This is a genomic window from Nocardia sp. NBC_01388, from assembly GCF_045040085.1.
Lineage (GTDB): Bacteria > Actinomycetota > Actinomycetes > Mycobacteriales > Mycobacteriaceae > Nocardia.
Genome location: NZ_CP109553.1, coordinates 2,743,544 through 2,758,202 on the forward strand (window position 1 = coordinate 2,743,544; position 14,659 = coordinate 2,758,202).

Here is a 14,659-nt window from a genome sequence, read left to right on the forward strand (position 1 = left end):
TTGTGCGCATGAGGATTCGGCGGTGGCGGCGGGCATATCTGGCCGCGGAGTACGCGGCATTGTTCTTCGGGGGAACGACCGCTTACAACGCGGTGCTGCGCGGGCGGCCGCCGATTCCGGCACTGCTGGTGCTGGGGACCGCCGCCACCGTCTATCTGCGGCGCGCACGCGGGTTCGACCGGGACTCGCTGTGGCGGGCCGGGGCATTTCGCGATCAGGCGCGGCCGATGGCGGTGACGGCCGGGTCCAGCGCGCTCGCGCTCACCGCGGCGACCGCACTGCTGCGGCGCGAGGATCTGTTCGACCTGCCGCGGCGGAATCCGCTGCTGTGGCTTGCGGTCATGCTGCTGTACCCGGTACTGAGCGTGTATCCGCAGGAGCTGATCTTCCGGTCGTTCCTGTTCCACCGGTATGCGCCGGTATTCGGTGACGGTGCGGGCATGGTCGCCGCCAGCGCCGCCGCCTTCGGCTACGTGCACATCATCTTCGGCAGCTGGTTCTCGGTGGCCGCGAGTGGTGTGGGCGGCTGGATCTTCGCGACCCGGTATCTGCGGACGCAGTCGCTGTTCACCGCCTCGGTCGAGCATTCGGTGTACGGAATACTCGTGTTCTCCATCGGCCTGGGCCGGCATTTCTATCATGGCGCGGCACCGGCATCGCGGATCCAATTGGGCGCCAAGAGAACTGCCGGACTGACGTAAATCCGGTTCACATGCCCGACCCCAAGATGTCGGTGCGGTCTGGTAGTCATGGGCTCATGACGACTCTGGGTGCCGTGTTCCGTCCGCACAATCCGCCGGAGCGGCTGCGGGAGGTGGTTCGGGCGGCCGAGCAGGCGGGGCTCGACGAATTGTGGTTGTGGGAGGACTGTTTTCAAGAGGGCGGGATCTCGAGCGCCGCGGCCGCATTGGCCTGGAGCGAGCAGCTTCGTATCGGGGTCGGCGTACTGCCGGTGCCGCTACGGAATGCCGCGATCACCGCAATGGAGATCGCGACACTGGAGCGGATGTTCGACGGACGGGCGATCTGGGGCGTCGGCCACGGCGTGCAGGAGTGGATGGGGCAGGTGGGGGCGCGGGTCACTTCGCCGGTCACACTGCTGCGTGAATATCTGGATGCACTGCGCGGATTGCTGGCCGGTGAGCGAATCACCGTGAAGGGCAGGTATATCCAGCTCGACGACGTCGCCCTGGATTGGCCGCCCGCCACCGCGCCGGCGGTGCTGGCCGCCGCGTCCGGGCCGCGCACGCTGGCGCTGGCCGGTGCGGCCGCCGACGGCGTCATTCTGGACAGTTCCAAGTCCGCGGACGGTATTCGCGCGGCCGTCGACATCATTCGCGCCGCGCGGCCGGAACAGACCGCGCTACAGCCGTATCCGGTGGTCGCCTACCTGCTGACAGCCACCGGCCCCGGTGCTGCCGACCGGATCGCCGCGGAGTTGCGCGGCAAGGAACGCGACACCATCCCGGACGTCGGTATCGCAGGTGACGCTCAGGCGATCGCCGACACCGTCATCCGCTGGGCCGAAGCCGGGGCCACCAGTGTTGTCCTGCAGCCCACCGCCGATGAGCCCGACCCCGCCGGGTTCGTCCGCTTCGTCGCCGAACAGATCCGGCCATTGGTCCCATGACCGATCAGCTGTCCACCCGCAGTGCCACCAGGTTCGCGGCGACGCGATCGCTGTCCGCCTCCGTCCAGCCGGGCGGGGCGGTCACCGCGGCCCAGGCGTAGGGCATCAGGTCTCCGTAATTATGGCCGTGGCCGGACGGCGGCGACTGCGCTCGGACCAGATCGGCGCTGACCTGCCAGAAGGTCACGATGGGGTACCAGCTCATGGCGGATGTTCGATCTCGCCCCGGCGCTTCGGTGAGCCAGTCCGGGCGGGTGAACAGCAGATCGGTATTCCACCAGACCACCGGGTCGGAGGCATGCTGCAGATACAGCACGCGTGGTTCCGGCCACGGGTCGCGCAGTGCCGAATTCTGCTGCGGTGCCGGCAGATCCTGCTTCCCGGCGGCGAATCGGACGATCAAACCCCCGGCATAGGTGGGAAGTACTTCGGGAGTGCCGGGATCGCGCCGATCCTTGATCTCGTTCCACAGGTGATTGGAGTTCGGCGGGCCGACGAACAGGGCGCCGTCCACGGATTTGCGGAGATCCGCGAGGCTTCCGAAGGCGCTCTCGGCCGATTGCGAGCCGAGGCTTTCGCCGTAGACGATCAGGCGCGGTCGATGCCCCTCCGGTAGTTGGGCCCAGCGCTGGTGGATGCCGTCGATGAGCGCGGCGCCCGCTGTCGCCGCCGCGGAGCGGTCCACCAGAAACGAGATCCAGCTGGGCAGGAAGGAATACTGCATGGCGGCAATGGCGGAGTCGCCGTTGTACATCAGCTCCAGCGATTCGGCCGCGGCGGGACTGACCCATCCGGTGCCGGTGGTACCGGTCACGACCAGAACCTTGCGCTCCCACGCACCGGTGCGGTCCAGTTCCGCGAGGATCAGCCGCACTCGCGCCGCGGTGTCGGCGGCAGATCCGAGTCCGGCGTAGACCCGGATCGGTTCTCGCGCAGGGACTCCGCTGAGCGCCGCCAGCCGCGGCGCGCCGATTCCGCCGGCGACGAATGTCCTGCCCTGCAATCCCAGGGAGTCCCACGGCGCGGCCGACGCCGGGCTACCCGACCGTTCTGGCTGGATCGGTTGCACGACACCGTGTTCCGTTCCATTGTTCTGCCCGGCGAATACCGCCCGAGCGGCGTCGGAACTTCCGGCCAGCAGCACCTTGTCGACAAATAGCGCCACCGCCAGGGCGAGCGTGATCGGCGCGATCACATGCGCCAGCGGCAGGGAGATGTGCAACCGCGCCGACAGCACCCGGGCGATCGCGTGCGCCGTGCGCCGGAGTCCCCGGGCGACCAGCAGCACCAGCAGGAAGATGACCACGATGATCAGACCCGTACGCAGGTAGGCGATTTCGGCCGAGCGGGACATCCCCATCAGCCCGTCGACATCGTCCTGCCAATTCGCCGCCACCAGCAATGTGCTGATCACGGTGAATACCGCGAGCAGCGCGACGACGATCTCCAGCACCAGCTCGACCCGGCGTTCGAAGCGCCGCCACGAGATTCGCGGCGCCACCCACCGGCGCATCGGAAATGCGAGCAGCAGTCCCACGCCGTAGCCGGTCACGCTGGTGAATCCACTGACGATGCCCTGAAAGACCCAGTCCCGCGGCAGCAGCGACGGGCTCAGACTCCAAGCGAAGAAGAACAGCGCGAACACCAGGCCCACAAAATCCAGCCCGAGAATCGTGATGGGACGCGGCGGCCCGGCCTCCTCCTGCGGCAGCAATCGCTCCCGCACGCCATTGGCGCTGGCGCGCACACCCTCTCGACCCGCCCGGACAACCCGGGCTCGCACCGTATCGATCTGCGAGCGCCAGGAGTCCATTCGCCTACCTTCTCATTCCCGGCATCGGGTCTCTGCCGCGCCCTGAGCAGGTATGCCCGCGATCACATCGCCGGGGGCAGCCTCAGTTCTGGGGACCGCGAGTGATGGTGTCGCAGCCCGATACCTGGGCGCCGGCGCCGGGACCCGCGATATTGATGGCGTCCTGTTCGGCCTCATCCGAGGACGACCCCTGCGCCCAACCCCAGTGACCGTCGGAGGCCACTGCCGCAGCGCCACAGCGGAGATTATCGGATCGGTCCGCGTCCCAATTGGTGCGCCAGGCACAGTCGGTGAAGCCGCATTTCGATTCCGCGGCGTCCTTGGCCTCCTGCATGCTGGGGTACCCGGTGACGATCGCGTACGCCCGCATGTGATTGCCGATGGCGATCGCACCCCAGGTGCCCCCCGACTGTGCCTGTGCGGGCGCCGCGAACAGCGCGGACAGTCCGATCGTCAGGACCGCGGTGGTGAGCAGTTTCGACACACGGCTCGATTTCGAAAAAAGCATTCCAGACTCCCCTTCTGGTGTGACGCCCCTGTCTCGCGGCGCCGAACGCAGCAGAGCATAACCGCCGGGTCCGACATTCCTGCAATCGTTTTCCTCGTGGATCTCCTTGCAGGAGTGCGCCATTCACCTTCGACGGGTACTGCGAACCCGGAGCAGACCGGCCGGGCCGGGGCATTGAAATCACGATGATCGTGGATCTGTCCTGCATGTCTTCCGCAAGAAAGGATCGGACCGGACGGTCTCGGCCCGGGTCCGATCCCGGGCGAGGCATCCGGACAGCGAATTCGACGGAGGACGGCATGATCAGCATCGGGGCGACCCGAAACGGCGCACGCGCAGTCGAGTTCGGCCGGGCCTGGAGCGCCGGCGGGTGGGCTCGGGCACGCGGGGTGTCGGTGCGCGTGCTGTCGCTGGCCGTGCTGATCGCGCTCTGGTGGGCGATCAGCGCCGCGAAAATCGTCGAACAGCAGTTCCTTCCGACTCCCGCGGCGGTGTGGCGGGCGTTCGTGCGCGCGAACAGCTGGCACGAGATCGCGCCCGGGGTGCCCCGGCAGGTGCGCGGGGAGCAGAACTACTTCCTGTGGGAACACCTGGTCGCGAGCCTGCAGCGCATTGCCGTCGGGGCGGGCGCGGCCGTGATCCTCGGTCCGCTGGTGGGATTCGCGCTCGGGACCTCGCGGACGATCGGGGCGATTGTCGAGCCCTATCTGAATTTCCTGCGGGCACTGCCGCCGCTCGGGTACATCGGACTGCTCATCGTATGGTTCGGCATCGGCGACACCTCCAAGATCTGGCTGCTGTTCCTGGCGGCCTTTCCGCCGGTGGTCATCGCGACCATTACCGGCGTACAAGGGGTTTCGGCCGATCGCATCAATGCGGCGCGATCACTGGGAGCGAGCAAGCGCCAGGTGATCACGCGCGTCCTGCTCCCCGCCACGCTGCCCGAGGTCATCACCGGCGTGCGCGTGGCGGTCGGATTCGCGTGGACCACGGTGGTCGCCGCCGAACTCGACAATGGCATCCCCGGCATCGGCGGCCTCGCCTACGTGGCCGGTCAGCGCCTCGACACCGCCCTGACCATGGCCTGCATCATCGTTATCGGACTCACCGCGCTCGCTCTGGACGCGGCGATCAAGTGGATCGGCGGGATCGCCGTTCCGTGGAAAGGCAAGGCGTGAAACGCAAGCTCGTCGCAGTGGCACTGGCCGGAGTTCTCGCGGCAGCACTGTCCGGATGCGTGTCCTCGGGGCGCACCGACCAGTCCCGCGCCGAAGGCGACAAGGTTGCCTGCCCCGTGGCCGTGGACGACTCCTTCACCGGGACAGTGCGTTTGGGGTATCAGGACATCCCCAACGGCGCACTGGTGGTGAAGGATGCGGGGCTGCTGGAGACCTGCTTACCGAAGGCCAAGATCACCTGGAGCAAGTTCGCCTCGGGTGCGACGGTCATCCAGGCGTTCGGGTCCAATTCGCTCGACCTCGGACTGCTCGGTAGTTCCGCTGCGGCGCAGGCGCTTTCGACGCCGTTGAATCTGGATATGAAGGTGGTGTGGGTCCATGACGTGATCGGCTCGGCCGAATCGCTGGTGGCGAAGGATCCGGCCATCACCTCGGTCGCCGCGCTGCGCGGCAAGAAGATCGCGGTGCCGTTCGCCAGCACCTCGCACTACAGCCTGCTCGCGGCGCTGCAGGCGGCCGGAATCGAGCGGGACGTGACTCTCGTGAACCTCACGCCCGACGCGATTCCCGCGGCATGGCGTGACAGCAGTATCGACGCGGCGTTCATCTGGGAGCCCACGCTGACCGAGCTGCTGAAGAAGGGGCACACCGTGACCACGGCCGCCGAGACCGCCAAGGCCGGTAAGCCGACCTTCGATCTCGAGGGTGCGCGCTCGGACTTCGTCGCCGCCAACCCGAAGTTCCTCACCGTATGGACTGCCGCGCAGAACTGGGCCGTCCAGCAGCTCTCCAGCGATCCGCAGGGTGCGGCGACGCATATCGCCGCGCAGCTGGGCATTCCGGTGGACGCGGTGCGCAAGCAGGTCACCGGCTACGCCTTCCTCGATGCCGCCACGCAGGCCGGTGCGCTGTATCTGGGCAAGCAGCTCGGTGCTGATCTGCGGACCTCGGCGCAGTTCCTGTTGACCCAGGGGCAGATTCAGGGTGTGGCCGCGCCGGAGAAGTACGCGGGGGCCGTCTACGCCGATGCGGCAAAAGCAGTGAGCGCCAAGTGAGTTCGGCCGTCGCGCAGCGCGACCAGGTCGTGCTGCGCGAGGTGTCGAAGACCTACGAGACCGCCACAGGCGATACCGTGGCGCTCTCCCCCACCGATCTGACCATCGCACCGGGCGAGTTCGTGAGCATTGTCGGACCGTCCGGCTGCGGGAAGACCACACTGCTGCAGTTGCTCGGCGGGTTCCTGGCGCCGACCACCGGTGAGCTGCGGGTGGGCGCCGATGCCATCGACGGTCCGAGCGCCGAGCGCGGGGTGGTGTTCCAGGCCCCGACGCTGTACCCCTGGCTGTCGGTGCGCGGCAATATCGAGTTCGGCCCGAAGGTGCGCGGCGTCGACAAGAAGACACGGCGAGCGGAGTCCGATCGGCTGCTGCAACTGGTCGGACTGGGCGATGTGGGCGCCAAGCGACCCTACGAGCTCTCCGGCGGGATGCAGCAGCGGGCGCAGATCGCCCGGGTGCTGATCAACGATCCGCGCATCATCCTGATGGATGAGCCGTTCGGGGCCCTCGACCAGCTCACCCGGGAGCGATTGCAGGTGGAGCTGCTGCGACTGTGGCGGCAAGCGGGCAAGACCATCGTGTTCGTCACGCACTCGGTGGAGGAGGCGGTGTTCCTGTCCACCCGAGTGCTGGTCATGAGCGCGCGGCCGGGGCGCGTCATCGTGGACCGGCGTATCGAGCTTCCCGGTGACGCCGCGCTCCCCGGTGACACGGCGTCCGGGGAAGGGCGCGTGCGGGACCTGACGGTCACCGCGACACCGGAGTTCCAGGCACTGAAATCCGAACTGGCACAGGCGATCTACGACGCACACCGCTAGTCCCGAACAGACCGATGGCCCCGGATCGCGACAGTGCGATCCGGGGCCATCGTCATACTGAGGTGCCGGTCACCCGGCGACGGCGATACCTTTACAGGTAGGCGCCGCAGACCGGCCACGCGCCGCGGCCCTGGCCGGCGAGCACGTTCTCGGCCACGCGGATCTGCTCCGAGCGGCTGGCGTTGGCAGCGTTGCCCTGGCCGCCGTAGGCGTTCCAGGTGCTCTGGGTGAACTGCAGACCACCGTAGAAGCCGTTACCGGTGTTGGCGCCCCAGTTGCCGCTGCTCTCGCAGTTGGCGACGGCATCCCAGTCGCCGGAGGCGGCGGAGGCGGTCGCGGTGGTCAGCGTCAGCGGGACGGCGGCGAACAGGCCGGCGGCCGCGGTGGCGACGATCATGCGGGTGCTGAACTTCCGGTTGCGAGTCATAGATGATTCCCTGGCCTGCGCCCATCCGGCCCGCGCTAGCAGCTGCGGGTCCCCGTCCCCAGGGAGTTCGGTGTCGCTTCGAACCGCGGGACGGGGTTGCCGGTGTTCGGCGGTTCGAGTTGGAGCTCGGCATTGATCCGAGCCGTGAACGACGGTAACGGAACAATCACGACTAATCACGGGGTGATCACGGTCAGTTGACAAATTGGACTCGGCCGCACTCGCAGACTTTCCCCAGATCGCATCGGGGGATCAGTGAATTACATTTATCGAATTCACCCCCGAATATGTGACCGACGCCACTGGAAAATGGTGATCCGGATCGCGTAATACAGCGCGAAATCAAACGATGGGTGCGTTCAGCGGACCCGAAACAAACCGATCAGTTTTACTTGGGGACCCCCGCTCCGACCGGCTCGGATCGTGCTGCGTCGAATCATTGCCCCCGGTCAGAGCAATGGCGATAGTTCCGGGGACACTGTTTCGGCCCCTGCAGGAGGCACCATGAGCCCCGATGAACCCCGCTCCGGCGCCCGCGCCGTCGATCGTGCGATCCAGGTGCTCAACTGCTTCGAGGGCGACGATCCCGAGCTCTCGGTCAGCGAGCTGGCCCACCTCGCCGACCTGCCCGTCAGCACCGTGCACCGGCTCGCACAGGCACTGGTCCGGGGACGGCTACTCGATCAGAACCCCGCCAACGATCGCTACCGCATCGGTCACGGACTGGCATCGCTGGCCCGCCCGGCGCTGGCCCGCCTGGGCCTGGAGTCGGCGGCGCCGCACCTCTACACGCTGGCCGCGGGCATCCGCATCACGGTGAGCGTGAGCGTGGTGGAGGACCGTGATGCGGTCACGGTGTTCCAGGCCAGGCCACCGGTGTACTTCTGCCCCAATCAGGTGCCGCCGGTCAGGCAGCCGCTGCGCGCCAGCGCGGTGGGGCACGCACTGCTGGCCCCCTCGCCGATCAGCACGATCGCCGAGGAGCACGCCGAACGACGGAACTCGCAGCGGGTCCGCACGGGCGGGCTGCACACCGATCTCGATCGGGTGCGGCGTACCGGCTTCGCCAGCGAACTCGTCCCGACCGATGATCCGATCCGGGCGATCGCCGTGCCCATCGCCGGGCCGGACAAAAGAGTCCGGGTCGCGCTGGCCGTGCAGGCCAGGTCCGCGCGCCTGGATGCGGACCTGGTGCGCAGTATCGTTCCGGCCATGCGGGCCACCGCCGGCCGGATCGGCCCGCTCTTCCAAACCCACGGCGGCCCAACCGATTCCGCCTTCGAATTAGAATCACGCTGATTTCCACATCGTGAAAAGACGGTTGCCCGGCGACCCGGGCGACCGCACGATATGAACAACCTGATCATTACCACTTCCGAACTCTCACAAAGGGCCTGGAATGATCCCATTCACTTTTCTGACGCAACGGCGTGCAGTCGATTTGATGCGCGTCGCGCCCGGAGTATGTCGCGGCTGATACGCCGCGCACCCTAATCTCCGCTTGCGACAGACGCATCGCCACCGCCACCGAACATGTGGGACTGATCGCCACCGCGTCCACGACCTACAACGAGCCGTTCAATCTGGCGCGCAAGTTCGCCTCGCTCGATCACATCAGCGACGGGCGCGCGGGCTGGAACATTGTCACCTCCGGAAATGAGGAGGAGGCGTTCAACTTCGGTTACGACGCCATCCCCGAGCACGCGCGCCGCTACGAGCGGGCGGAGGAATTCGTCGATGTGGCCATTCAGCCCTGGGACAGCTGGGAGGCCCGCGGCAGAGCGACGCCCTGCTGGAATTGCTCTTCGCGGAGATCTCCGCTCCGTCCTACACGGTCCGATTCCGCTGGGAGAAGGGCGGTCTCGCGTTCTGGGACAACCGCGCCACCGCGCACCTCGCGCCCAGCGATCTCGATCACCTCGATGGCACCCGGGTGCTCTACCGCACCACGCTCGAGGGTGATGTTCCGGTGGGCGTGGACGGGCAGTCGTCCCGCTCCATCGCCGGTGCGAAGCTCAGCGGCAACTGACCGCTGACGCGAATAGTCCCGAGGGCCTTCGGTAGTCGCCGAAGGCCCTCGGGCCGCTGCGGGCGATTACGAAGCCTTCAGGAACCTCAGATAGAACGCCTCGAATACCAGGACGATCCCGACGTTCACCAGCAGGCGCGGCCAGAAGTGGTGTCTGAAGATCAGGACATCCACGCCGATCACGACGACCACCATCGCCACCACGTAGAGCGCGAGCGCTGCCTGTCTTCCCATCGGTTCTTTCTACTCTGTACGGTCTCGCACCGGGTGTTCCGCGTGCCGCCGCTCGCAGGCCGTGTTTCGGACATCTTGGCCCGCCTGACCTTCATACGGCGATCATTCGGCGATCACCCAGCGTTCCGGAACCGCTGCTCTACTTCTAAGCATGGTCAACGTCTCTCGCAGACGTATACTCGGCTCGATGGCAGGCATCGCGGTTGGGGCGGCGGCGGCTTCATTGCTGCCATCTTCCCTGCAACGCGCCATGGCGGCACCGGTTCCGGCCGGCGGGCTGGGTGCTATCGAACATGTCGTCCTGCTCATGCAGGAGAACCGGTCATTCGACCACTACTTCGGGTCGCTCGCGGGAGTGCGCGGGTTCGGCGACGACTCTCCGCTACGATTGCGCAACGGCCGCACTGCGTTTCAGCAACCACGGCGGCAGGGCTCGCTGGACGGGGATGTACTGCCGTTCTCGGTACGGGATGCCGCGACACTCGCCGGACGGCCCGACAGCGATATCCAATACCTCGACAGCCTCGACCACGAGTGGAACGGCAGTACCCAGGCCTGGTCACAGGGCTGGTGGGATCGCTGGATCGAGGCCAAGAGCCCGGCCACCATGACCTATTACGAGCGTCGCGATCTGCCGCTGCAGTACGAGCTGGCCGATACCTTCACCACCTGCGATGCCTACCACTGCTCGATGTTCGGCGGCACCAATCCCAATCGCAACTATTTCTTCACCGGCACAACGGGATTCGAACCCGGCGGGAAGAAGCGCGCGGTCGACAATGCGGCCTACGACGCCAAACACAAGGGCTACGACTGGACCACCTATCCGGAGCGGCTCGAGGCCGCGGGCGTCTCGTGGCAGATCTATCAGGAGTGGGACAACTTCACCGACAATCCGGTCGAATACTTCGTGCCGTTCAAGCGGATCGGGAGGAAGCTGCTGGACGAGGTGAGCGGCCGGTACCGCACCACCGAGAAGTTCTACGAATCCCTGGCGGGCCGGTCCTACGGCGAGCAGCAGCGCATGGTGCGGCAGCTGACGGCCGCGCGGGACAAGCTGACCGCTGCCGAGCGCAGCCTGTTCGACCGCGGGATGTACCGCAGTGAACCCGATACGCTGCTGCAGCGCTTCGCCGATGATATTGCGGCCGACCGGCTTCCGAAGGTCAGCTGGCTGGTGCCGCCCGCGCAGTACTCCGAGCATCCCTCCGAATCGACGCCGGTCGGCAGTGCGACCTTCATCCACCGGCTGCTCGATATCATCGGCGGCGATATCGACACCTGGTCCAAGACAGCGATATTCCTGACCTTCGACGAGAACGATGGCTACTTCGACCATGTGCCGCCGCCGGTGCCGCCGCGGCCCAGCTCCGGCAATGGCGACGACTGGTACGACGGCAAGGCCATCGGGCTGGGCGTACGGGTGCCCATGACCATTATTTCGCCGTGGACCATGGGCGGTTTCGTCTCCTCGGAGGTGTTCGATCACACCTCGGTGCTGCGGTTCCTGGAAACCTGGACCGGGGTGCGGGAACCGAATATCAGTACCTGGCGGCGCACCGTCTGCGGCGATATGACCTCGGCCTTCGATTTCACGACCGCGGGCAAGCGGCCGCATGTGGCCGCGCCTGGGCCGATTCCGGCGGCGATCGCGCGCTGGAAGCCCGATCCGCCGGGGGCGCAAGCACTTCCGGTGCAGGAGCTCGAGATGCGACCGTCCCGGCCGCTGCCGTATCAACCGTCGGTCTCCAGCGCGCTGGACGGATCGGTGCTGTCGGTGACGCTCGCCGACAGCGGAAAAGCGTCGGCGCACTTCACGATCTACCCGTTCGCGGGCGTCCCGGGCGATCCGCGGCACTACGACGTCGCCACCAAGCTCACCGAGAAACTCTCGGTGACAGGGAAATACGATCTGGTGATCCAGGGGCCGAACCGGTTCTGGCACGAACTGCGCGGCTCGGTCGGTGGACCGGCGGCGGGTGTGCGGGTCGGGACCGAGGCCGTGAGCCGGGCGACCGCCGTGCTCGTGCTCGCCAATCACGGTGCGAGCGCGGTGATCATGCACATCACGCCGCGCCGCTACGGAGGCGATGGGCAGCGCGTCGAGCTCGCGGCGGGAGGTGGACAGCGACTCGAATGGGCGACCTACGACGGGTGGTACGACCTCGAGATCACCGCCGAGGGCGATCCGGACTTCTACCGGCGGGTCACCGGACGGATCGAGGACGGCACCCCGAGCGTGAACTCGGACTGACCGTCCCCGATTCGCGTCTGTGCCCCAGGTAGTTCCGGGGCTAGCGGCCCAGCGGCCGGGGCGGCGGCGGAGGCTGCTGCCACCGCGGGTCACCGGCCGGCGGTTCCTGGCGGTACTGCTGCTGCGGCGGATCCTGCGGTAATGCCTGCGTCGCATCCGGGCGCTGTTGCAGCGGTGGGGTTTCCCGCGGCTTGGTGGTGGGGGGCAGCGCCGACGGGTCCGCCGGGACCCGCGCATCGGCCTCCGCCGCCCGCACCGCCCGCTCGGCAGCGGGATCGGTCGCGGTGTCGAACCAGTCCGCCACCTCGTCGGAATCGTCCTCGGCGCGCTCGGCGGGCCCACCGTCCGCGCTGGGCTCGTAGCGGAAGGTGCCGTCCTCGCCCTTGGTGCCGAAATTGCGGGCGAAACCCTCCAGTGCCTTGCCGAAATCGCTGGGCACCAGCCACACCTTGTTGGCATCACCCTTCGCCACCTCGGGCAGGGTCTGCAGGTACTGGTAGGCCAGCAGTTCGGGCGTCGGCTTGCCGTTCTTGATGGCGGCGAACACCTTCTCGATGGCCTTGGCCTGACCTTGCGCCTGCAGGTAGGCGGCGGCGCGTTCACCCTGCGCGCGCAGGATGCGGGACTGCCGCTCACCTTCGGCCGACAGGATCGCGGCCTGCTTGCCACCCTCGGCGGACAGGATCGCGGCCTGCTTCTGACCCTCGGCGGTCTTGATGGACGCCTCGCGCTGGCCCTCGGCGGTGAGGATGATGGCCCGCTTCTCGCGATCGGCCTTCATCTGCTTCTCCATCGATTCCTGAATCGACGGCGGCGGATCGATGGCCTTGAGCTCCACACGCGAAACGCGCAGGCCCCAGCGGCCGGTGGCCTCGTCCAGCACTCCGCGCAGCTGATGGTTGATCTGATCGCGCGAAGTCAGCGTCTCCTCGAGGGTCATGCCACCAACGACATTGCGCAGCGTGGTGATGGTCAACTGCTCCACGGCGGCAATGTAATTGCTGATCTCGTAGACCGCGGCCTGCGGGCTGGTGACCTGGAAATAGACCACGGAGTCGATCTGCACCGTCAGGTTGTCCTGGGTGATCACCGGCTGCGGCGGGAACGAGACGACCCGCTCGCGCAGATCCACCTTGGCGCGAACACGATCGGCGAACGGCACCAGGAACGTCAGCTGTCCTGACACGGTGCGCGAATAACGGCCCAGCCGTTCGATGACCGCCGCTTCGGCCTGCGGCACCAGCGCCACCGACTTGAAGACGACAACCACCACCAGCAGGACCAGTACGACGGCGACAATGAGTACTGCCATTAGGGCCCCTTCCACACGACGACGTGCGCGCCGTCGATCCTCATGATGTAGACGGTCGAACCCTCCGGATAGTGGTCGCCCGGCTCGAACGGGCGCGCGCTCCACACCTCACCGCCCAGCTTCACCCGCCCCCCGTTCTCGTCGACCGCCTCGAGCACCCGGGCCGTCTTACCCGGCAGCGCATCCACACCGGTCGGTGTGGGCGGTGGAATCGCGTAGCGACGCAACAAGAGTGGACGAACGAGCAGGAGTAATGCAACCGCGGTGATACCGAAGATCACCGCATCCACCACCAGCGAGGTGCCGGCCAGGCCGCTCACCCCGGCCGTGATCACTGCCGCGCTGCCCAGCATGAGCAGCGTGAGATCACCCGTGAGCATCTCCGCCGCCGCGAGGAGCAACCCCGCGACCAGAAACACAATTGCCGCCACGAGTCCACAGTAATCGCTCGCGAGCGGCTGGGCCGGAGATCGACTCCGGGCGCGGTCCGTTTCGGGCGGCGTGCCGAATTCGCGCGTCGGAGCGAGGCATGTCGTTATTCGACCGGTACCTTCGATGCGGTGAGCGGGCGTGACATCTACAGCGGCGACATCTACTCCGGGCATGCGCGGACGCGTAAGCGTGAGATACCGAAGGTGGTGGCCGAGCGCGATCTCGTCGCGGAGGACGCGGCCAGCGGATTCTGCGGCGCCGTAATCGGTTTCGAGCGGACCTACGACGGTGACTTCGTCAAACTCGAGGATCGCGGCGGGCGGGTGCGATTGTTCGCGCTGCGCGAGGCGGCGTTCCTGATCGACGGGCAGCCGGTGACGCTGGTGCGGCCGGCGGCGGTGGCGCCCAAGCAGCCGACCCGGTCGGCCTCGGGATCCACGCGGGTCGAGGGTGCGCGGGCCCGGGTCGCGCGGGCCAGCCGGATCTGGGTGGAAGGTGTGCACGACGCGGCGATCGTGGAGCGGGTGTGGGGACACGATCTGCGGGTCGAAGGTGTCGTGGTGGAACAGCTCGAAGGGCTCGATCATCTCGGCGCGCGGCTCGGGGAATTCGAACCCGGGCCCGGCAGTCGTGTGGGCGTACTTGTCGACCATCTGGTGACAGGCTCCAAGGAGACGCACCTCACCACCGGATTGGGACCGCACGTGCTGGTCACCGGTCACCCGTATATCGATGTGTGGCAAGCGGTTCGGCCGGCGGTACTCGGCATCGAGGCCTGGCCGGACGTGCCGCGCGGTGAGGACTGGAAGACCGGCGTATGCCGCCGCCTCGGCTGGGGCACACCGCAGGAAGGGTGGCGGCGGGTCTACAACGGCGTGGAATCCTTTCGCGACCTGGAGACCCCGCTGATCGGCGCCGTCGAACGACTGATCGATTTCGTCACCGACCCGCAGTAGCCCGCCAGTT

Annotated in this window: 14 protein-coding genes and 2 pseudogenes; 10 read left to right on the plus strand and 6 right to left on the minus strand. The window is 67.2% G+C overall.

Annotation, left to right across the window (positions count from 1 at the left end):
• Positions 1-8: 8 nt before the first annotated feature.
• Positions 9-701 (plus strand): CPBP family intramembrane glutamic endopeptidase, encoded by a 693-nt coding sequence (locus tag OG716_RS13415; protein WP_405137971.1) that lies wholly within the window; start codon positions 9-11, stop codon positions 699-701.
• 56 nt (positions 702-757) lie between these two features.
• The gene (locus tag OG716_RS13420; protein ID WP_405137972.1) at positions 758-1,630 is read left to right on the plus strand and encodes an LLM class flavin-dependent oxidoreductase; all 873 of its coding nucleotides are present in this window, start codon (positions 758-760) and stop codon (positions 1,628-1,630) included.
• 4 nt (positions 1,631-1,634) lie between these two features.
• Here the strand turns inward: OG716_RS13420 and OG716_RS13425 are convergent, their stop codons facing one another.
• Both OG716_RS13425 and OG716_RS13430 read right to left on the minus strand, forming a co-directional pair.
• Entirely contained in the window at positions 1,635-3,443 is a 1,809-nt protein-coding gene (locus tag OG716_RS13425; protein ID WP_405137973.1) for an alpha/beta hydrolase, read from the minus strand.
• 82 nt (positions 3,444-3,525) lie between these two features.
• Positions 3,526-3,951 (minus strand): DUF4189 domain-containing protein, encoded by a 426-nt coding sequence (locus tag OG716_RS13430; protein WP_405137974.1) that lies wholly within the window; start codon positions 3,949-3,951, stop codon positions 3,526-3,528.
• Positions 3,952-4,250: 299 nt separating this feature from the next.
• Between OG716_RS13430 and OG716_RS13435 the strand changes: the two genes are divergently transcribed.
• Genes OG716_RS13435 through OG716_RS13445 form a run of 3 tightly spaced genes read left to right on the plus strand, consistent with a single transcriptional unit; the run spans position 4,251 to position 7,005 of the window.
• The gene (locus OG716_RS13435) at positions 4,251-5,129 is read left to right on the plus strand and encodes an ABC transporter permease (protein ID WP_405137975.1); all 879 of its coding nucleotides are present in this window, start codon (positions 4,251-4,253) and stop codon (positions 5,127-5,129) included.
• A complete protein-coding gene (locus OG716_RS13440; RefSeq protein ID WP_405137976.1) occupies positions 5,126-6,184 on the plus strand; it encodes an ABC transporter substrate-binding protein in 1,059 nt (352 codons plus the stop codon). Before OG716_RS13435 ends, OG716_RS13440 begins: the two co-directional genes overlap by 4 nt.
• Positions 6,181-7,005: an ABC transporter ATP-binding protein gene (locus tag OG716_RS13445; RefSeq protein ID WP_405137977.1), complete on the plus strand. Its 825-nt coding sequence runs from the start codon at positions 6,181-6,183 to the stop codon at positions 7,003-7,005. The genes OG716_RS13440 and OG716_RS13445 overlap by 4 nt, the downstream gene beginning before the upstream one ends.
• A 91-nt stretch (positions 7,006-7,096) precedes the next feature.
• Here the strand turns inward: OG716_RS13445 and OG716_RS13450 are convergent, their stop codons facing one another.
• Positions 7,097-7,402, minus strand: coding sequence for a transglycosylase family protein (locus OG716_RS13450; RefSeq protein ID WP_327146552.1), 306 nt, complete (start codon positions 7,400-7,402; stop codon positions 7,097-7,099).
• A gap of 534 nt (positions 7,403-7,936) precedes the next feature.
• Between OG716_RS13450 and OG716_RS13455 the strand changes: the two genes are divergently transcribed.
• The 3 genes and pseudogenes from OG716_RS13455 to OG716_RS13465 form a co-directional block, all read left to right on the plus strand.
• On the plus strand, positions 7,937-8,731 hold the full coding sequence (locus OG716_RS13455) for an IclR family transcriptional regulator (RefSeq protein ID WP_405137978.1): 795 nt from the start codon (positions 7,937-7,939) through the stop codon (positions 8,729-8,731).
• A 182-nt stretch (positions 8,732-8,913) separates the two neighbouring features.
• A pseudogene (locus OG716_RS13460) lies at positions 8,914-9,201 on the plus strand (LLM class flavin-dependent oxidoreductase); the annotation flags it as partial.
• Positions 9,202-9,203: 2 nt separating this feature from the next.
• A pseudogene (locus OG716_RS13465) lies at positions 9,204-9,461 on the plus strand (TauD/TfdA dioxygenase family protein); the annotation flags it as partial.
• Positions 9,462-9,527: 66 nt separating this feature from the next.
• Here the strand turns inward: OG716_RS13465 and OG716_RS13470 are convergent.
• Positions 9,528-9,695, minus strand: coding sequence for a hypothetical protein (locus OG716_RS13470; protein WP_405137979.1), 168 nt, complete (start codon positions 9,693-9,695; stop codon positions 9,528-9,530).
• A gap of 151 nt (positions 9,696-9,846) precedes the next feature.
• On the opposite strand from OG716_RS13470, the gene OG716_RS13475 reads away from it, so the two are divergent.
• A complete protein-coding gene (locus OG716_RS13475) occupies positions 9,847-11,949 on the plus strand; it encodes a phosphocholine-specific phospholipase C (protein WP_405137980.1) in 2,103 nt (700 codons plus the stop codon).
• A 40-nt stretch (positions 11,950-11,989) separates the two neighbouring features.
• Here the strand turns inward: OG716_RS13475 and OG716_RS13480 are convergent, their stop codons facing one another.
• Together OG716_RS13480 and OG716_RS13485 are read right to left on the minus strand one after the other, a co-directional pair.
• A complete protein-coding gene (locus OG716_RS13480) occupies positions 11,990-13,261 on the minus strand; it encodes an SPFH domain-containing protein (RefSeq protein WP_405137981.1) in 1,272 nt (423 codons plus the stop codon).
• On the minus strand, positions 13,261-13,692 hold the full coding sequence (locus OG716_RS13485; RefSeq protein ID WP_355130469.1) for an NfeD family protein: 432 nt from the start codon (positions 13,690-13,692) through the stop codon (positions 13,261-13,263). The genes OG716_RS13480 and OG716_RS13485 overlap by 1 nt, the downstream gene beginning before the upstream one ends.
• Before the next feature lie 129 nt (positions 13,693-13,821).
• Between OG716_RS13485 and OG716_RS13490 the strand changes: the two genes are divergently transcribed.
• A complete protein-coding gene (locus tag OG716_RS13490; protein ID WP_355130467.1) occupies positions 13,822-14,649 on the plus strand; it encodes a DUF3097 domain-containing protein in 828 nt (275 codons plus the stop codon).
• The last annotated feature ends 10 nt before the right edge of the window (positions 14,650-14,659 follow it).